The sequence below is a fragment of the Buttiauxella cochleicola genome, assembly GCF_021283185.1.
In the GTDB taxonomy this organism is placed as follows: domain Bacteria; phylum Pseudomonadota; class Gammaproteobacteria; order Enterobacterales; family Enterobacteriaceae; genus Buttiauxella; species Buttiauxella massiliensis.
On record NZ_JAJSOS010000009.1, the window covers coordinates 89,724 to 108,881 of the forward strand.

Genomic DNA, 19,158 nt, shown 5'->3' on the forward strand with positions numbered 1-19,158 from the left:
ACTATGATTCGTAAGGCTTTGATGGGCGTTCTGCTGCTAACTGCGATGCAGGCACAGGCCGACTATAAATGCAGCGTCACGCCTCGCGATGACGTGGTAATCAACCCGCAATCCGTTCAGGTTGTTGGTGAGAATGGCAATCTGGTTATTGCCCCCGATGGCAGCCTGAAGTTTAACGGCAAGCCACACACATTAAACGCGACGCAGCGCCAGCTGGCTCTGGATTACCAGAAAGCGTTGCGTAGCGATCTTCCGTGGATTAACAACGGTGCATTGACCCGTGTTGAAAAGGGCCGTGTTGCGCTGGATAAAATCATCGCTAAAGAAGTGGGCGAGAGCAGCAATATGCGTGGCCGTCTGACTAAACTCGACGCGCAACTCAAGCAGCAGATGAACCGTATTATTGAAACCCGCTCGGATGGTTTAACCTTCCACTATAAAGCGATTGATCAAGTGCGCTCCGAAGGGCAACAACTGGTGAATCAGGCGATGGGCGGCATCTTGCAGGACAGCATCAACGAGATGGGTGCGAAAGCCGTTTTGAAAGGTGGCGGCAATCCGCTGCAAGGCGTGCTGGGTAGCCTCGGTGGCTTACAGACTTCTATTCAAAACGAGTGGAAGAATCAGGAAAAAGATTTCGAGCAGTTTGGCCGCGATGTGTGTAGCAAAGTGGTGACGCTGGAAGGGCAGCGGAAGGGGTTGGTCGAAACGCTGAAGTAATACCCTTCATACTTCAAGCTGCCTCTTTGTTGGCTGCGTGTCCTCGCCCAGGTCACTTACTTATGTAAGCTCCCTGGGCCTCGAACACTTACCGCCTCGATGCAGCTCGAATTATTTTGGGTATAAGAATTGGAGTCTGTTAACGCATAAACACCGGTTGTTTCTGCTCGTAAGCAGAAATTGAACCTTCGTGCTGCAACGTCAGGCCAATACTATCCAGCCCTTCTAACATGCAGTGGCGGCGGAAAGTATCGATATTAAATGAATAGCTTTTCTCACCCGCAATCACCGTCTGCGCTTCCAGGTCGACAACGAATTTAATACCTGGATTGGCCGCGACCAGTTTGAACAACTCATCGACTTCTGCTTCGCTCAACGTCACCGGCAGTAACTGGTTGTTGAATGAGTTGCCGTAGAAAATATCCGCAAAACTTGGCGCGATAACCACTTTGAAACCGTAATCAGTCAACGCCCACGGCGCGTGTTCACGGGAAGAACCGCAGCCGAAGTTTTCTCGCGCCAGCAAAATAGAAGCGCCCTTAAACTCCGGGAAGTTCAGCACGAATTCTGGATTAGGCTTTTGGCCTGCATCATCCAGAAAACGCCAGTCGTTAAACAAATGTGCGCCAAAACCGGTGCGCGTGACTTTCTGCAAAAACTGCTTCGGAATGATTGCGTCGGTATCAACGTTTGCGGCATCCAGCGGAACGACCAGGCCGGTATGTTGGATAAATTTCTCTGCCATGGTGTTTTCCTTTATTTCAACGTGCGGATGTCAGCAAAGTGACCGGATACAGCGGCTGCGGCGGCCATTGCCGGGCTAACCAAATGAGTGCGGCCACCGCGGCCCTGGCGGCCTTCAAAGTTACGGTTGCTGGTAGAAGCACAACGCTCGCCCGGTTCCAGGCGGTCGTTGTTCATCGCCAGACACATCGAGCAGCCTGGCAAGCGCCATTCAAAACCGGCTTCGATGAAAATCTTATCCAGACCTTCCGCTTCCGCCTGTGCTTTTACCGGGCCAGAACCTGGAACCACTAACGCCTGCACGCCTGGAGCAACTTTACGGCCTTTGGCAATTTCTGCCGCAGCACGCAAATCTTCGATACGTGAGTTGGTGCATGAACCAATAAACACTTTGTCGATAGCGACTTCGGTTAATGGAATGCCGGGTTTCAGGCCCATATACGCCAGCGCTTTCTCGGCAGAAGCGCGTTCTACCGGGTCAGCGAACGATTCTGGATTCGGGATGTTTTCGGTAACGGAAATCACCTGGCCTGGGTTGGTCCCCCAGGTGACTTGCGGAGCGATTTCTGCGGCGTCCAGTGTGACGATGGTGTCGAATTTCGCGCCTTCGTCAGTGCTGAAGGTTTTCCAGTAAGCCACGGCGTCGTCCCAGTCGGCGGCTTTCGGGGCATGCAGACGGCCTTTCACATAGTTAAAGGTGATTTCGTCTGGTGCCACGATGCCTGCTTTGGCACCCATTTCGATAGCCATGTTACACAGCGTCATACGGCCTTCCATCGACAGCGCCTGAATCGCGCTACCGCAGAATTCCACTACGTGCCCGGTGCCGCCAGCGCTACCGGTTTTGCCGATAATCGCCAGCACGATGTCTTTTGCGGTGATGCCAGGTGCGGCAGTGCCGGTCACTTCAATCTTCATGGTTTTGGCGCGGCCCTGTTTCAGGGTTTGCGTCGCCAGCACATGTTCAACTTCGGAAGTGCCGATACCAAACGCCAGCGCGCCAAATGCGCCGTGGGTCGCGGTGTGGGAGTCACCACACACGATGGTCATGCCCGGCAACGTAATGCCTTGCTCCGGCCCCATCACGTGAACGATGCCCTGGAACGGGTGGTTCAGGTCATATAATTCAACGCCGAATTCTTTGCAGTTTTTCATCAATTCCTGCATCTGAATACGGGCCATTTCGCCGGAAGCGTTGATGTCTTTAGTCTGCGTAGAAACGTTGTGGTCCATGGTGGCAAAAGTTTTGCCTGGCTGACGCACCGGGCGCTTATGGGCCCGCAGGCCATCAAACGCCTGCGGGGAGGTCACTTCGTGCACCAGATGACGGTCGATGTACAACAGTGGTGTTTCATCGACTGCTTCGTAGACGACGTGGGCATCGTACAACTTTTGATATAACGTTTTCGCCATGATTATTTCCCCTCTGCCACGAAGCGAGCAATGGTATCGCCCATTTCGTCGGTGCTGATTGCGTTGCCATCACGAGCCAGGTCGCCGGTACGGAAACCTTCTTCCAGCGCAAGGTTGATAGCGTTTTCGATGGCCAAAGCGGCCTCTTCAGCATCCAGGCTGTAGCGCATTAACAGAGCCAGAGACAGGATCTGCGCAATTGGGTTAGCAATATTTTTACCTGCGATATCAGGCGCGGAACCGCCCGCAGGTTCGTACAGGCCGAAACCTTGCTCGTTCAGGCTTGCCGATGGCAGCATGCCCATGGAGCCGGTGATCATCGCGCATTCGTCAGACAGAATGTCGCCAAACAGGTTGGAGCACAGCAGCACGTCAAACTGCGACGGGTCTTTAATCAGCTGCATGGTGGCGTTGTCGATGTACATGTGTGCCAACTCAACGTCCGGGTATTCTTTCGCGATTTCGCCGACGATTTCGCGCCACATCACCGACGATTGCAGCACGTTCGCTTTATCAATTGAGGTGACGATGCTGCGACGTTTACGGGCCGACTCGAAAGCGATGCGTGCAATACGCTCGATCTCAAAGCGGTAATACACTTCGGTATCAAATGCTTTCTCGTGCATGCCGGAGCCTTCACGGCCTTTCGGCTGGCCGAAGTAGATCCCGCCAGTCAGTTCACGCACACACAGAATGTCAAAGCCGTTCGCGGCGATGTCAGCACGCAGTGGGCAAAACTCTTCCAGACCCTGGTACAGGCGAGCAGGGCGCAGGTTACTGAACAACTTAAAGTGCTTACGCAGCGGCAATAACGCGCCACGCTCTGGCTGCTCGGCCGGAGGCAGGTGTTCCCACTTAGGGCCGCCCACGGAGCCGAAAAGAATTGCGTCTGCTTGCTCGCAGCCTTCAACGGTAACGGGTGGCAGCGGGTTGCCGTGACGGTCGATAGCAATGCCACCTACGTCATATTGACTGGTGGTAATGCGCATATCGAAGCGCTTACGAACTGCATCCAGCACTTTCAGCGCCTGAGCCATAACTTCTGGGCCAATGCCGTCACCCGGCAATACTGCTATATGATGAGTTTTTGACATGTCACACGGTTTCCTGATTATTTTCTTTATTATGAGCTTTGCGTTGCAATTCTTTTTCGACGATGCCCGCACGCCAGATGTTGTTCAGCACGTTAATCATCGCTTTCGCTGAAGATTCAACGATGTCGGTCGCCAGACCTACGCCATGGAAGCGGCGGCCTTTGTGGGTCACAACGATGTCAACCTGGCCCAATGCGTCTTTGCCCTGGCCTTTCGCAGACAGCTGATATTTCACCAGTTCAACGTCGTAATTTGTGATGCGGTTAATCGCCTGGTAGACAGCGTCAACCGGGCCGTTGCCGGTCGCGGCTTCTGAATGCGTTTCTTCGCCACATTGCAGTTGGACGGAAGCGGTGGAAATCACGCTTGAACCCGACTGCACGTTGAAGTATTCCATGCGGAAATGTTCTGGTTCTTCCTGCTGCTTGCCGATGAAGGCCAATGCTTCCAAATCGTAGTCAAAGACCTGGCCTTTTTTGTCGGCCAGCTTCAGGAAGGCGTCGTACAAAGAATCCAGATTGTAGTCGGCTTCTTTATAGCCCATCTCTTCCATACGGTGTTTCACTGCGGCGCGGCCCGAGCGGGAGGTCAGGTTCAATTGCACCTGGTTCAAGCCGATGGTTTCCGGCGTCATGATTTCGTAGTTTTCGCGGTTTTTCAGCACGCCATCCTGGTGAATACCGGAGGAGTGGGCGAATGCGTTTGAACCGACAACCGCTTTGTTCGACGGGATTGGCATGTTGCACAGCTGGCTGACAATCTGGCTGGTGCGATAGATTTCATGGTGATTAATATTGGTATGCACGTCTAACATTTGGCCGCGTACTTTAATCGCCATGATGACTTCTTCCAGCGCAGTGTTACCGGCACGTTCGCCTATACCGTTCAGTGTGCCTTCAACCTGACGGGCACCGGCCTGAATTGCTGCGATAGAGTTGCCTGTTGCCATGCCCAAATCGTCGTGGCAGTGGACAGAGATAATCGCTTTATCAATGTTAGGGACGCGGTTATACAAAGTCTGAATAATACCGCCGAACTGGACTGGAGTGGTGTAGCCCACAGTGTCTGGAATGTTGATAGTTGTAGCGCCTGCGCCAATGGCTGCTTCTACTATACGGCACAGGTTATCGATTGGAGTACGGCCAGCATCTTCACATGAGAACTCTACGTCGTCGGTGTAGTTACGGGCGCGTTTAACAGAATTGACTGCACGAGCTAAAACATCATCGAAGGTACTTCGTAATTTGGTTTCGATGTGCATGGTGGACGTGGCCAGGAACACATGAATACGGAATGCTTCGGCAATCCTCAGCGCCTCGGCGGCAACATCGATATCTTTATCTACACAACGAGCGAGGCCACATACACGGCTATTTTTGATATTGCGAGCGATGGTCTGTACAGATTCGAAGTCACCAGGAGAGGAAACAGGGAAACCGACTTCCATTACATCAACATCCATACGTTCCAGTGCCATCGCAATTTGCAGCTTCTCTTTTACACTCAGACTTGCCTGTAATGCCTGCTCACCATCACGCAAAGTGGTATCGAAAATAATGACTTGTTGGCTCATGTTGTGGTCCTTTCTCGTCTTAGGGGCCCTTGCTACGAGCATAAAAAAACCCGCGCAGTGGCGCGGGTTTTTTCTGTCTGATGGCTTGAATCAACGCTCGATTTCGCCCACCAGCCTACCGCGCAAAGAAGTTGCGTTTAGTAGTAGACCTAGTAGGCGAATGGTGCGAATCATGTTTTCAAGCCCCAAGTGAATTCGTTATGCATTTATTGGTACTTGATCTGCCCTGCTGTGTCAACAATCGATTCTCTCAGGCACAGTTTTGGCGATAGTAAGGTGGGTGTGACGGCCAGTTATTTGTGCTGGTATATCAATTTTTCATAATATTTATAAAAGGTATGGAAAAGGACTGTTTACCGTTTTATGTAAAAATGAAATCGTCAGAAACAATTAAAAATAAATGTGTTTATTACCAGTGTTATTCATCATGATTATGATTTACGAGGGTTAATCAAGGCAAGAATCCTATTTTAGGAATTTATCTCCTTTCCTTATCACTCGATTCTCAGTAGAACTATTGTTTCCGACCAGCGATGTCATCCATGGTTGATATATAATTCATTAGGTGAATCATTGTGCGATAAGTCATTTTGTGATTTCATTAGCATGTTCAGGAAATCAACTGACACAAAAAAGTTATATACATCTTTATAGTTATACCAGACTTGTCAGTAGCTGAAGCCGTGTTGGCGTGTCAGGAAACGTGAATTAAAAATTTTATTTTTATTTTTAAATAATGTTTTCAATTGTATTGATCAGCATGTTCTGCTTAGCAAGTGATAATAGGGATAGCCCACAGAGTTAATCTGTGAAAAAGGACGAACCATCTTAGTGGAGTTTGCCATGTCTGATAATTATGTAGAACAACCAACAGTTCATGATGGGTTTAAACCTCAACTACGTTCTGTTGATTTAAATTTATTAACTGTATTTGATGCTGTTATGCAAGTGCAGAATATTACCCGTGCTGCTCAAACCCTGGGGATGTCTCAGCCCGCAGTGAGTAATGCGGTAGCCCGGTTGAAAATAATGTTCAATGATGAACTATTCGTACGTTATGGCCGAGGCATTCAGCCTACGGCTCGCGCCTTCCAACTGTTTGGCTCCATTCGCCAGGCATTGCAGCTGGTACAGAATGAGTTACCAGGAGCAGGTTTCGACCCGAGCAGCAGTGAAAGGGTGTTTAACATTTGTGTTAGCAGCCCTTTAGATAATTTTTTAACCTCTGTTATCTTTAATAATGTGAAACGCTTTGCGCCAGGTATTCAGTTACTCTTTAAATCGTCTTTAAATAAAGATATTGAACACCAATTACGTTATCAGGAAACAGAGTTTGTTATTAGCTATTCTGAATTTCGTCGACCTGAGTTCACATGTATTCCACTATTTGAAGATGAAATGGTTCTGGTGGCGAGTAAGAAAAATCCACGCTTAGTTAAACCATTAACTGAAGAAGACGTTTATAACGAAAAACATGCGGTTGTTTCCCTGGATCGCTTTGCATCATTCAGTGCACCATGGTATCAAACAGCAGATAAACTGGCCTGTATTGCTTATCAAGGGATGGCAATGATCAGCGTTTTAAATATTGTGTCGCAGACTCAACTGGTTGCGATAGCACCACGCTGGTTAGCTGAGGAGTTTTCTGACTCGCTGAATTTACAAACATTCACACTGCCGCTTAAAGAAAATACAGCTACTTGTTATTTATCGTGGCATGAAGCAGCAGGGCGCGATAAAGGGCATCAATGGATGGAAAAATTACTGACTACAGTGTGCAGTAAGTAGATTTAGAATCCTTGTCTGAGTAATCCGGATGGTTAAACTATCCGGTTATCCTTCTTTTATTAGCCTTTATAGTTTTTTCTTCTTTAGTTGTTTTTGTGCTTTCTCTCCAGAACATATGATAAATCGTGCGCTAATTAGATTTATCCTGCAAAGCCACCATCCATGGTATTTTCATTCATAATTTCTGCTTATGGTCAGAGCTTAACTCTGCCACTCGAGGGTTTTGTAGTGTTCGTAAAAAAATCCTTGTTTGAGGCTTGAAGATTGGCAATTGATTGCCAGATTTTCAACGGTTATGTTAGGCAACTATCAATAATAAAAAGACATATGCAGGGCGCAACAACCTGCCTCAACGACTTAGCCGAAATGATTTCGGTGGTCGGTCAAACACGTAAGCCTGGAGGCAAACCATGGAGATGTTGTCAGGAGCCGAGATGGTCGTCCGATCGCTTATCGATCAGGGCGTTAAACATGTATTCGGTTACCCAGGAGGCGCAGTACTCGATATCTATGATGCGCTTCATACTATTGGTGGCATTGATCACGTACTGGTACGCCATGAACAAGCGGCAGTGCATATGGCTGATGGCCTGGCGCGTGCAACCGGTGAAGTGGGGGTCGTGCTGGTGACATCCGGTCCAGGTGCTACAAACGCAATCACCGGCATTGCTACGGCTTACATGGATTCCATTCCAATGGTGGTGCTTTCTGGTCAGGTTGCAACATCGCTGATTGGCTATGATGCATTCCAGGAATGCGACATGGTGGGGATTTCGCGCCCGGTCGTGAAACACAGCTTTTTAGTCAAACAAGCAGAAGACATTCCTGGCATCATCAAAAAAGCCTTCTGGCTTGCAGCAAGTGGCCGCCCAGGGCCGGTTGTGGTCGATTTGCCAAAAGACATTATGAGTCCGGCAAATAAGTTCCCTTACAGCTACCCCGAAACAGTCAGTATGCGTTCTTATAACCCGACCACTCAGGGTCACAAAGGGCAGATTAAGCGCGCATTGCAAACCTTGCTGGCGGCGAAAAAGCCGGTCATGTATGTCGGTGGCGGTGCGATCACTTCTGCCTGTCATGATGAACTGCTTGAACTAGCCCAGAAGCTGAATATTCCGGTCGTCTCCTCGTTAATGGGTCTTGGCGTGTTTCCAGGGACTCATCGCCAGGCATTAGGCATGCTGGGGATGCACGGAACTTATGAAGCTAACATGGTGATGCACAACTCTGACGTGATTTTCGGAGTTGGTGTGCGCTTTGATGACCGCACCACCAACAATCTCGCGAAGTACTGCCCGAATGCGACAGTGCTGCACATTGATATCGACCCAACTTCTATTTCTAAAACTGTCGGTGCGGATATTCCTATTGTTGGCGATGCGCGTCAGGTTTTACAGCAAATGTTGGAGTTGATGGCGCAGGAAGATACGTCGCAGTCCTGCGATGATATCCGTGACTGGTGGCAACAGATTGAGCAATGGCGTGCACGCCAGTGCCTGGAGTTTGACAGAACAAGCGATAAGATTAAGCCACAGGCGGTTATTGAAACTATCTATCGTCTGACCAAAGGTGAGGCTTACGTCACCTCTGATGTCGGTCAGCACCAAATGTTTGCTGCACTTTATTACACCTTTGATAAGCCTCGCCGTTGGATTAACTCTGGCGGTCTCGGCACTATGGGCTTTGGTTTGCCAGCCGCACTGGGTGTGAAGCTGGCATTGCCAGACGAGACCGTGGTTTGCGTTACGGGTGATGGCAGTATTCAAATGAATATCCAGGAACTCTCTACCGCGCTGCAATATGGTTTGCCGGTATTGGTGCTTAACCTCAACAACCGTTATCTCGGTATGGTGAAACAGTGGCAGGACATGATTTACTCTGGCCGCCATTCTCAATCCTATATGGAGTCTTTACCTGATTTTGTGCGCGTTGCGGAAGCTTATGGGCATGTAGGGATCAACATTAACGAGCCGCATGAGCTGGAAAGCAAGTTGATCGAAGCGCTGGAGGCCGTGCGTAACCAGCGTCTGGTATTTGTCGACGTCGCAGTTGATGGCACTGAGCATGTGTACCCGATGCAGATCCGTGGCGGTGGTATGGATGAGATGTGGTTAAGCAAAACGGAGAGAACCTGATTATGCGCCGGATATTATCTGTATTACTCGAAAATGAGTCCGGGGCGCTGTCCCGTGTAATAGGCTTATTTGCTCAGCGCGGTTACAACATTGAAAGCCTGACCGTGGCTCCAACTGACGATCCCACACTGTCTCGCATGACTATCCAAACGGTTGGTGATGCGAAAGTGCTGGAGCAGATTGAAAAGCAGCTGCATAAACTGGTGGATGTCCTGCGTGTCAGCGAACTGGTGCAAGGGGCGCATGTCGAGCGTGAAATCATGCTGGTAAAAGTGCAGGCGAGTGGTTACGGGCGTGAAGAAGTGAAACGCAACGCGGAAATCTTTCGTGGGCAAATCATTGATGTCACACCAACGCTCTACACGGTTCAACTGGCAGGGACTAGCGACAAACTGGACGCATTCCTGAATACCATTCGTGAAGTGGCTAAGATTGTGGAAGTCGCACGCTCAGGTATTGTGGGCGTATCGCGTGGCGATAAGATTATGCGCTAGCCTGTAATGGCGGCTAAATAAAAAACCCGGTAAAACACGTACCGGGTTTTTTTTTGCAAATAGCGCAGCAACTGCCAGCAAAAGCGGTTGCCCGAGGTATTATTCTGCGCTTAGATGATAAAAATGAAACCATGACCAGGGTATGGTTATGGAAATCCTAAATAAGGGGCTACTGTGAAATTGGATGAAATCGCGCGCCTGGCTGGAGTTTCGCGCACTACGGCGAGCTACGTCATCAACGGTAAGGCAAAACAGTATCGCGTTAGCGATAAGACCGTTGAGAAAGTCATGGCAGTTGTACGCGAACATAACTACCACCCGAATGCTGTGGCTGCAGGATTGCGTGCCGGGCGCACGCGTTCTATCGGATTAGTTATTCCAGACCTTGAGAACACAAGCTACACCCGTATCGCCAACTATCTGGAGCGCCAGGCTCGTCAGCGTGGATATCAGTTGCTTATCGCGTGCTCGGAAGACCAGCCTGATAATGAAATGCGTTGTATTGAGCACCTGCTACAACGTCAGGTTGATGCGATCATTGTTTCAACGTCACTGCAGCCTGAACATCCATTCTATCAACGCTGGGCGAACGACCCTTTTCCAATCATCGCGCTCGATCGTGCATTAGATCGCGAAAATTTCATTAGCGTAGTCGGTGCAGACCAGGAAGATGCGGAAATGCTGGCCAGTGAGCTGCGTACTTTCCCTGCTGAAACGGTTCTTTATCTTGGCGCATTGCCGGAGCTATCAGTTAGCTACTTGCGCGAACAAGGTTTCCGCACCGCGTGGAAAGATGATCCACGTGAAGTACACTTCTTATATGCCAACAGTTATGAGCGTGAAGCCGCAGCGCAGCTTTTTGACAAGTGGTTGGAAACTCACCCAATGCCGCAGGCTCTATACACGACGTCTTTTGCATTATTACAAGGTGTTATGGATGTAACATTGCGCCGTGAAGGGCATTTGCCGTCAGAGTTAGCAATTGCGACTTTCGGTGACAATGAGTTGCTTGATTTCCTGCAATGTCCAGTATTGGCTGTTGCGCAGCGCCACCGTGATGTAGCCGAAAGAGTACTGGAATTGGTATTGGCAAGCCTCGATGAGCCACGTAAACCTAAGCCTGGATTAACACGTATTCGTCGTAATCTATATCGTCGTGGCAGTTTAAGTCGGCACTAACAAGAGATGGCAGTTACGGCTGCCATTCTTAATTAAGAATAATCTCGTTTTATTTCCCTTAGTTATTCAGGTAATTATTTTTCATTGATAATAGACACTTCTCTTAATTCCAGAATCGATATAATTCCTTCTTCTGAATTATTTTGTTACATAGCAGTGTGTAAAAGTGCCCGATAATTAAACAATAGTTCTCAGTGCCCCTTCAAACTAACCCGCAGCCCGCGTTTCGCCTGCATCTGGCGCTGTTATCCTGCAGAGAAATACCTTAAAATGCCGACCGCGTCGCAAACTGAACACTTCATATTTTACCTTGCAGGTTTTCAGTCGATTTAACGATATTTATGCTTATTGATCTTTTTTCTTTCAAATATTCATAACGTTAATTTTGCATCGTGGATGTAGCGCCTTTTCACGCCAGTCATTTATCAATCGCTTAGGAGATGAAAATTATTTCCATCAGCGTTGTAGCTTGCTTGACAAGGTTTTCCTCCGCTCCGTAAACTCCTTTAGGTGGGATTTTGTGGGTCTAAGTGGTGGAAAGGGGAATTTAAGGGTGAGGCTGGCATGTTCCGTGGGGCAACATTAGTCAATCTCGACAGCAAAGGGCGGCTTGCCGTACCTACCCGTTACCGGGATGCGCTTGTCGAAACCTCTGAAGGTCAGATGGTTTGTACCATCGACATCCATCACCCATGCCTGCTGCTTTATACCCTTCCCGAGTGGGAAATTATTGAACAAAAGCTAGCTCGTCTGTCGAGCATGAACCCGGTTGAGCGTCGCGTGCAGCGATTGTTACTCGGGCATGCCAGTGAATGTCAGATGGATAGCGCCGGGCGATTATTGCTAGCACCTGTTTTGCGCCAATACGCTGGGCTAACCAAAGAAGTGATGCTGGTTGGGCAGTTCAATAAATTTGAACTGTGGGATGAAACGACCTGGCATCAACAGGTCAAGGAAGACATCGACGCTGAGCAGGCTACGACAACCACCTTGTCGGACCGTCTGCAGGACTTGTCACTATAAATAATGATGGAAAATTTTAAACATACTTCAGTCCTGCTTGATGAGGCCGTGAATGGTCTCAACATTCGTCAGGATGGCATCTACATTGATGGCACGTTTGGCCGCGGTGGTCACTCTCGCCTGATTCTTTCCCAACTGGGACCAGAAGGGCGCCTGCTGGCAATCGACCGAGATCCTCAAGCAATTGAGGCTGCCAGGGCAATTGATGATCCGCGCTTCTCTATCATTCATGGACCTTTCTCTGAATTAGCTGAATACGCACGCGAACGCGACTTGCTGGGCAAAATTGACGGCATCCTGTTGGATCTTGGCGTCTCTTCACCGCAACTTGATGATGCAGAACGCGGCTTCTCGTTTATGCGTGATGGCCCGTTGGATATGCGTATGGACCCGACTCGTGGCCAGTCAGCTGCGGAATGGTTGCTCAGTGCTGAAGAAGCAGATATCGCCTGGGTGATTAAAACCTTCGGTGAAGAAAAGTTTGGCAAACGTATTGCGCGCGCCATTATCGAGCGCAACCGTGAACAGCCAATGACACGCACTAAAGAACTTGCGACGGTTGTAGCTGCAGCAATGCCGGTTAAAGACAAATTCAAACACCCGGCCACGCGTACTTTCCAGGCTATTCGTATCTGGATCAACAGCGAACTTGATGAGATCGAAAAGGCACTGAAAGGCTCGATTGAAACGCTCGCAACGGGTGGCCGCCTGTCAATTATCAGTTTCCACTCTCTGGAAGACCGAATTGTTAAGCGCTTTATGCGTGAAAACACCCGTGGACCACAGGTTCCGGCCGGTATCCCAATGACTGAAGCCCAGTTGAATAAGCTTGGTGGCAGATATTTAAAATCAATTGGCAAAATGATGCCAGGCGATGAAGAAGTGGCGGAAAACCCGCGTGCGCGTAGTTCGGTTCTGCGCATCGCTGAAAGGACGAACGCATGATCAGCAGAGTGGCAGAAGCCCTGAATAAAGTTACTGGCCAGTTGAGCAGTGGCGAGCGGCATGCTCTACCAACAGTGATTGGTGGTGATTTGTTGCGTCATGGGAAACTACCGCTGATCTTGTTCACCGCCATTATCGTTACCGCCATTTTTGTTGTGACTACCGCTCACCACACCCGACTGCTCACCGCTCAGCGTGAGCAAATGGTTGTGGAACGTGATGCGCTGGATATCGAATGGCGAAATCTGATTTTGGAAGAAAATGCACTGGGCGATCATAGCCGGGTGGAGCGGGTCGCAACGGAAAAGCTGCAATTGCAGCATGTTGACCCATCGCAGGAAAACATTGTAGTTCAGCAATAAGGAATCGCGTGGCAGATGAGAGCAGCGGCAAAAACGCTTAAACCGAAACGCCAGGAAGAACAGGCCAACTTTGTAAGTTGGCGTTTTGCGTTGCTTTGCGGTTGCATTTTGCTGGCGCTGGTTTTCTTGCTGGGGCGCGTTGCCTGGCTGCAAATCATTGCGCCAGATATGCTGGTTCGCCAGGGAGACATGCGCTCTTTGCGTGTGCAGGAAGTCTCTACTTCTCGTGGCATGATTAGCGATCGCGCTGGTCGCCCATTGGCAGTAAGCGTGCCGGTGAATGCGATTTGGGCCGATCCGAAAGAGCTGCATGATGCAGGTGGTATTACGCTGGATAACCGCTGGAAAGCGCTGGCGGATGCTCTGAAAATCCCTCTTGATCAACTGGCTTCCCGTGTTAACAGCAACCCGAAAGGCCGATTTATTTATCTCGCCCGTCAGGTTAACCCTGATATTGGCGATTACATCAAAAAACTGAAACTTCCCGGTATTCATTTACGCCAGGAATCTCGCCGTTACTACCCTTCAGGCGAAGTAACCGCTCACCTTATTGGCTTCACTAACGTGGATAGCCAGGGTATTGAGGGCGTTGAAAAAAGCTTCGACAAATGGCTGACCGGCCAACCGGGCGAGCGCGTCGTGCGTAAAGACCGTTTCGGGCGCGTCATTGAAGATATTTCTTCAACCGATAGTCAGGCCGCTCATAACCTCGCGTTGAGTATTGATGAGCGCTTACAGGCGTTGGTTTATCGCGAGCTAAACAATGCTGTGGCCTTCAACAAAGCGGAATCGGGCAGTGCGGTGCTGGTTGATGTGAGCACTGGCGAAGTTTTAGCGATGGCAAACAGCCCATCCTATAACCCAAATAATTTAAGTGGAACCCCGAAAGACGTGATGCGTAACCGTACCATTACGGACGTTTTCGAGCCGGGTTCTACAGTGAAACCGATGGTGGTCATGACTGCGCTGCAACGTGGCGTGGTACGTGAAAATACCGTTCTGAATACCGTGCCGTACCGCATTAATGGTCATGAGATCAAAGATGTGGCGCGCTACAGCGAATTGACCCTTACCGGGGTGCTACAGAAGTCGAGTAACGTCGGGGTTTCTAAACTGGCGTTAGCGATGCCCTCCTCAGCGTTGGTAGATACTTACTCACGTTTTGGATTGGGAAAAGCGACCAACTTGGGGCTGGTCGGAGAACGCAGTGGCTTATATCCGCAAAAACAACGGTGGTCTGACATAGAGAGGGCCACCTTCTCTTTCGGCTACGGGCTAATGGTAACCCCGTTACAGTTAGCGCGAGTCTACGCAACGATTGGCAGCTACGGTGTGTATCGCCCACTGTCAATTACGAAGGTTGATCCCCCTGTTCCAGGTGAACGTATCTTCCCTGAACAGTTGGTTCGTACCGTCGTTCATATGATGGAAAGTGTGGCATTGCCTGGTGGTGGTGGCGTTAAAGCGGCCATCAAAGGCTACCGCATTGCAATTAAGACCGGTACGGCGAAAAAAGTCGGGCCGGACGGAAAATACGTCAACAAATACATTGCTTACACCGCGGGCGTAGCGCCAGCAAGTAACCCTCGATTTGCGCTGGTTGTGGTGATTAACGACCCACAAGCAGGGAAGTATTACGGTGGTGCCGTCTCTGCACCTGTGTTCGGTGCCATTATGGGCGGCGTTCTGCGCACCATGAATATCGAACCGGATGCTCTGGCGACAGGTGAAAAAAGTGAATTTGTAATTAATCAAAATGAGGGATCAGGTGGCAGATCGTAATTTGCGCGACCTTCTTGCTCCGTGGGTGCCACAAGCGCCGGAGAGAGCTCTGCGAGAAATGACACTCGATAGCCGCGTGGCGGCATCGGGCGACCTTTTTGTAGCTATAGTCGGTCATCAGGCGGACGGGCGTCGATATATCCCGCAGGCAATAGCGCAAGGTGTAGCCGCTATCGTTGCTGAAGCTGAAGGCGAAGCAGTAGATGGTGAAATCCGTGAAATGCACGGTGTGCCGGTTATTTATCTGAGCCAGTTGCATCAACGACTTTCTGCTTTGGCAGGGCGTTTTTACAACGAACCCTCAAGTGCATTACGCCTGGTTGGCGTGACGGGCACAAATGGCAAAACGACTACCGCTCAGTTGCTAGCACAGTGGAGCCAGTTATTAGGCGAAACCAGTGCCGTTATGGGTACCGTGGGCAACGGTTTACTCGGCAATGTGAAACCGACCGAAAACACCACTGGCTCTGCCGTTGACGTGCAGCACGTGCTGGCGACACTGGCTGATGAAGGCGCAAGCTTTGCAGCGATGGAAGTTTCCTCACACGGGCTGGTTCAGCATCGTGTTTCCGCATTGAAATTCACTGCCAGCGTGTTCACCAATCTCAGCCGAGATCACCTGGATTACCATGGTGATATGGCAGGCTATGAAGCTGCGAAATGGTTGCTGTTCTCCGAACATGATTACGGCAATGCAATCATTAATGCTGATGATGAAATCGGACGCAATTGGTTAGCACGCTTGCCTGACGCTGTTGCCGTTACGATGGAAAACAATTTGCAGCCCGGCTGCCGTGGACGCTGGTTGAAAGCAACCAACGTGCATTATCACGATGGCGGGGCCACTATCCAGTTCAGCTCTTCATGGGGGGATGGCGAAATTGAAAGCCGCCTGATGGGCGCGTTTAACGTTAGCAACTTGCTGCTGGCGCTTGCCACTCTGTTAGTGCTGGATTACCCACTCGAAGAACTGCTGAAAACGGCTCAGAGCCTGCAACCTGTTTGCGGTCGCATGGAAGTTTTCACAGCTCCTGGTAAGCCGACGGTTGTGGTGGATTACGCCCATACGCCAGATGCGCTGGAAAAAGCCCTGCAAGCCGCGCGTTTACATTGTAGCGGCAAGCTGTGGTGCGTGTTCGGTTGCGGCGGCGATCGCGATAAAGGCAAGCGCCCAATTATGGGTGGTATCGCTGAACAGTATGCCGATGTTGTTGTTGTTACCGATGACAACCCTCGCACTGAAGAGCCAAAAGCGATTGTTGCCGATATCCTGGTAGGCATGTTGGATGCAGGCCGCGCGCATGTGGTTTCAGGCCGCGCCGAAGCTGTGACTAACGCGATTATGCAAGCCAAAGAAAACGATGTGGTTCTGGTTGCCGGCAAGGGTCATGAGGATTATCAAATTGTGGGTGTGCGCCGTCTGGACTACTCCGACCGTGTCACTGTCGCCCGTCTGTTGGGGGTTGTGGCATGATCCGCGTTTCCTTGAGCCAACTTGCCACTGTCCTGAAGGGAGAGTTGCATGGTGCTGACGCCGATATCATTGATGTCACTACCGACACGCGCAAATTAACGCCGGGCTGTCTGTTCGTCGCACTGAAAGGTGAGCGTTTTGATGCTCATGACTTTGTGCAAGATGCCGTGAAGGGTGGGGCTGGAGCGTTATTGGTTAGCCGCAAGCTAGCTATCAATGTTCCACAGCTTGTAGTCGCCGATACGCATCAGGCATTTGGCGAACTCGCAGCCTGGGTGCGCCAGCAAGTTCCAACACGTATTGTCGCGCTGACAGGTTCTTCCGGCAAAACCTCTGTAAAAGAGATGACAGCCGCTATTTTGCGTGAGTGCGGTAACACATTATATACGGCTGGCAATTTGAATAACGATATTGGCGTGCCGATGACGTTGTTACGCCTGACGCCAGAACATGAATATGCGGTCATTGAGCTCGGTGCGAATCACCAGGGTGAAATCGCCTGGACTGTGAACCTCACACGCCCGGAAGCTGCGTTGGTCAATAACCTGGCAGCCGCACACCTGGAAGGGTTTGGTTCGCTTGCCGGTGTTGCGAAAGCAAAAGGTGAAATCTTCACTGGTTTGCCTGGGAACGGCATCGCTATTCTCAACGCAGATAACAATGATTGGCTGAACTGGCAGGAAGTGATTGGTGAGCGCAAAGTATGGCGTTTTTCACCTAATGCCACAGGTAGTGATTTTACTGCAACCAATGTGCACATCACCGCGCATGGCACCGATTTCACCATCAAAACACCAGCGGGTGACGTTGATGTTACGCTGCCACTCCCTGGTCGCCATAACATTGCTAATGCGCTGGCTGCGGCCTCACTTGCGATGTCGGTGGGGGCTTCTCTGGAAGCAGTTAAAACCGGTCTGGCGGGCCTTAAAGCCGTTCCTGGGCGTCTGTTCCCGATTCAACTTTCTGAAAACCAACTGCTCCTCGACGACAGTTACAACGCCAATGTGGGGTCGATGACCGCTGCAGCACAGGTGCTGTCTGAAATGCCGGGTTACCGCGTGATGGTGGTCGGTGATATGGGTGAGTTGGGTGCAGAGTCTGTTGAGTGCCATCGTCAGGTGGGTGAAGCAGCAAAAGCGTCAGGCATCGATTGCGTACTAAGCGTGGGCACACTGAGCGAAACAATCAGTACTGCCTCTGAAGTTGGCGAACATTTTACCGATAAGCCTTCTTTAATTGTGCGCCTGAGGGCGCTACTCGCTGAGCATTCAATGATTACCATTTTAGTGAAGGGTTCACGTAGTGCCGCCATGGAACAGGTAGTACACGCATTACAGGAGAATGGAACATGTTAGTTTGGCTGGCCGAACACTTGGTCAAATATTATTCCGGCTTTAACGTCTTTTCCTATCTGACGTTTCGCGCCATTGTCAGCCTGCTGACTGCTCTATTCATCTCGTTATGGATGGGGCCGCGTATGATTGCTCGTTTGCAGCAACTCTCCTTCGGCCAGGTTGTGCGTAACGACGGCCCGGAATCTCACTTCAGCAAACGCGGTACACCAACGATGGGCGGGATTATGATCCTCACTTCTATCGTTATCTCCGTGTTGATGTGGGCATATCCATCAAATCCGTATGTCTGGTGTGTGTTGTTCGTGCTGATTGGTTACGGGGTGATTGGCTTTATCGATGACTACCGCAAAGTGGTGCGTAAAGATACTAAAGGTCTGATTGCACGCTGGAAATACTTCTGGATGTCGGTTATCGCGCTGGCTGTAGCTTTCACGATGTACAGCGTAGGAAAAGGAACGCCAGCCACCGAGCTGGTTGTGCCGTTCTTTAAAGACGTAATGCCGCAGCTTGGTCTTTTCTATGTGCTACTGGCGTACTTCGTTATCGTCGGTACTGGCAACGCAGTAAACCTGACAGACGGCCTTGATGGGCTGGCAATTATGCCAACTGTGCTGGTGGCATCAGGTTTTGCGCTGGTTGCCTGGGCGACTGGTAACATTAAGTTTGCTGAATATCTGCATATTCCATACCTGCGCCATGCCGGGGAACTGGTCATCGTCTGTACGGCGATTGTCGGTGCAGGGCTTGGCTTCTTGTGGTTCAACACCTACCCGGCGCAAGTCTTTATGGGTGACGTAGGTTCTCTGGCGCTTGGTGGCGCACTCGGAACTATCGCTGTGTTGCTGCGTCAGGAATTCTTGTTAGTGATTATGGGTGGCGTGTTTGTGGTTGAAACACTGTCAGTCATCTTGCAAGTCGGCTCCTTCAAATTGCGCGGACAGCGTATTTTCCGCATGGCTCCGATTCATCACCACTACGAATTGAAAGGCTGGCCTGAGCCGCGAGTTATTGTGCGCTTCTGGATTATTTCGCTGATGCTGGTCCTGATTGGCCTGGCTACCCTGAAGGTGCGTTAAC

16 protein-coding genes are annotated in these 19,158 nt (G+C 50.3%); 12 read left to right on the plus strand and 4 right to left on the minus strand.

Going from position 1 to position 19,158, the window contains the following annotated elements:
* Positions 1-3: 3 nt before the first annotated feature.
* The gene (locus LVQ76_RS15095; protein ID WP_232921972.1) at positions 4-720 is read left to right on the plus strand and encodes a YggN family protein; all 717 of its coding nucleotides are present in this window, start codon (positions 4-6) and stop codon (positions 718-720) included.
* Between the two features lie 139 nt (positions 721-859).
* Here the strand turns inward: LVQ76_RS15095 and leuD are convergent, their stop codons facing one another.
* Genes leuD through leuA form a run of 4 tightly spaced genes read right to left on the minus strand, consistent with a single transcriptional unit; the run spans position 860 to position 5,544 of the window.
* Positions 860-1,465, minus strand: a complete 606-nt coding sequence (gene leuD, locus LVQ76_RS15100; protein WP_232866361.1) for a 3-isopropylmalate dehydratase small subunit — start codon at positions 1,463-1,465, stop codon at positions 860-862.
* An 11-nt stretch (positions 1,466-1,476) separates the two neighbouring features.
* Complete coding sequence (gene leuC, locus LVQ76_RS15105) at positions 1,477-2,877, minus strand: 3-isopropylmalate dehydratase large subunit (RefSeq protein ID WP_232866363.1); 1,401 nt, start codon at positions 2,875-2,877, stop codon at positions 1,477-1,479.
* A 2-nt stretch (positions 2,878-2,879) separates the two neighbouring features.
* The gene (leuB, locus tag LVQ76_RS15110) at positions 2,880-3,971 is read right to left on the minus strand and encodes a 3-isopropylmalate dehydrogenase (RefSeq protein ID WP_232921973.1); all 1,092 of its coding nucleotides are present in this window, start codon (positions 3,969-3,971) and stop codon (positions 2,880-2,882) included.
* Between the two features lies 1 nt (position 3,972).
* The gene (gene leuA / locus LVQ76_RS15115) at positions 3,973-5,544 is read right to left on the minus strand and encodes a 2-isopropylmalate synthase (RefSeq protein WP_232921974.1); all 1,572 of its coding nucleotides are present in this window, start codon (positions 5,542-5,544) and stop codon (positions 3,973-3,975) included.
* 843 nt (positions 5,545-6,387) lie between these two features.
* On the opposite strand from leuA, the gene leuO reads away from it, so the two are divergent.
* From leuO to mraY, 11 genes are all read left to right on the plus strand, one after another.
* Complete coding sequence (leuO, locus tag LVQ76_RS15120; protein ID WP_151994942.1) at positions 6,388-7,332, plus strand: transcriptional regulator LeuO; 945 nt, start codon at positions 6,388-6,390, stop codon at positions 7,330-7,332.
* 410 nt (positions 7,333-7,742) lie between these two features.
* Positions 7,743-9,467 carry an acetolactate synthase 3 large subunit gene (gene ilvI / locus LVQ76_RS15125; RefSeq protein WP_064516169.1) on the plus strand — a complete coding sequence of 575 codons (1,725 nt, stop codon included), beginning with the start codon at positions 7,743-7,745 and terminating at the stop codon, positions 9,465-9,467.
* A gap of 2 nt (positions 9,468-9,469) precedes the next feature.
* Positions 9,470-9,961: an acetolactate synthase small subunit gene (gene ilvN, locus LVQ76_RS15130; RefSeq protein WP_034460956.1), complete on the plus strand. Its 492-nt coding sequence runs from the start codon at positions 9,470-9,472 to the stop codon at positions 9,959-9,961.
* A 174-nt stretch (positions 9,962-10,135) separates the two neighbouring features.
* Positions 10,136-11,140, plus strand: coding sequence for a catabolite repressor/activator (gene cra / locus LVQ76_RS15135; RefSeq protein ID WP_232866370.1), 1,005 nt, complete (start codon positions 10,136-10,138; stop codon positions 11,138-11,140).
* Between the two features lie 564 nt (positions 11,141-11,704).
* Positions 11,705-12,163, plus strand: a complete 459-nt coding sequence (gene mraZ / locus LVQ76_RS15140; RefSeq protein ID WP_064516173.1) for a division/cell wall cluster transcriptional repressor MraZ — start codon at positions 11,705-11,707, stop codon at positions 12,161-12,163.
* A gap of 3 nt (positions 12,164-12,166) precedes the next feature.
* On the plus strand, positions 12,167-13,108 hold the full coding sequence (gene rsmH, locus LVQ76_RS15145; protein WP_064516175.1) for a 16S rRNA (cytosine(1402)-N(4))-methyltransferase RsmH: 942 nt from the start codon (positions 12,167-12,169) through the stop codon (positions 13,106-13,108).
* Positions 13,105-13,470, plus strand: coding sequence for a cell division protein FtsL (gene ftsL / locus LVQ76_RS15150; protein WP_134187112.1), 366 nt, complete (start codon positions 13,105-13,107; stop codon positions 13,468-13,470). Before rsmH ends, ftsL begins: the two co-directional genes overlap by 4 nt.
* Before the next feature lie 15 nt (positions 13,471-13,485).
* Entirely contained in the window at positions 13,486-15,252 is a 1,767-nt protein-coding gene (locus LVQ76_RS15155) for a peptidoglycan glycosyltransferase FtsI (RefSeq protein ID WP_064516179.1), read from the plus strand.
* Positions 15,239-16,726, plus strand: coding sequence for a UDP-N-acetylmuramoyl-L-alanyl-D-glutamate--2,6-diaminopimelate ligase (gene murE, locus LVQ76_RS15160; RefSeq protein WP_232921975.1), 1,488 nt, complete (start codon positions 15,239-15,241; stop codon positions 16,724-16,726). Before LVQ76_RS15155 ends, murE begins: the two co-directional genes overlap by 14 nt.
* Positions 16,723-18,081, plus strand: coding sequence for a UDP-N-acetylmuramoyl-tripeptide--D-alanyl-D-alanine ligase (gene murF / locus LVQ76_RS15165; protein ID WP_232921976.1), 1,359 nt, complete (start codon positions 16,723-16,725; stop codon positions 18,079-18,081). Before murE ends, murF begins: the two co-directional genes overlap by 4 nt.
* The gene (gene mraY / locus LVQ76_RS15170) at positions 18,075-19,157 is read left to right on the plus strand and encodes a phospho-N-acetylmuramoyl-pentapeptide-transferase (RefSeq protein WP_034460947.1); all 1,083 of its coding nucleotides are present in this window, start codon (positions 18,075-18,077) and stop codon (positions 19,155-19,157) included. The genes murF and mraY overlap by 7 nt, the downstream gene beginning before the upstream one ends.
* Position 19,158: the final 1 nt, after the last annotated feature.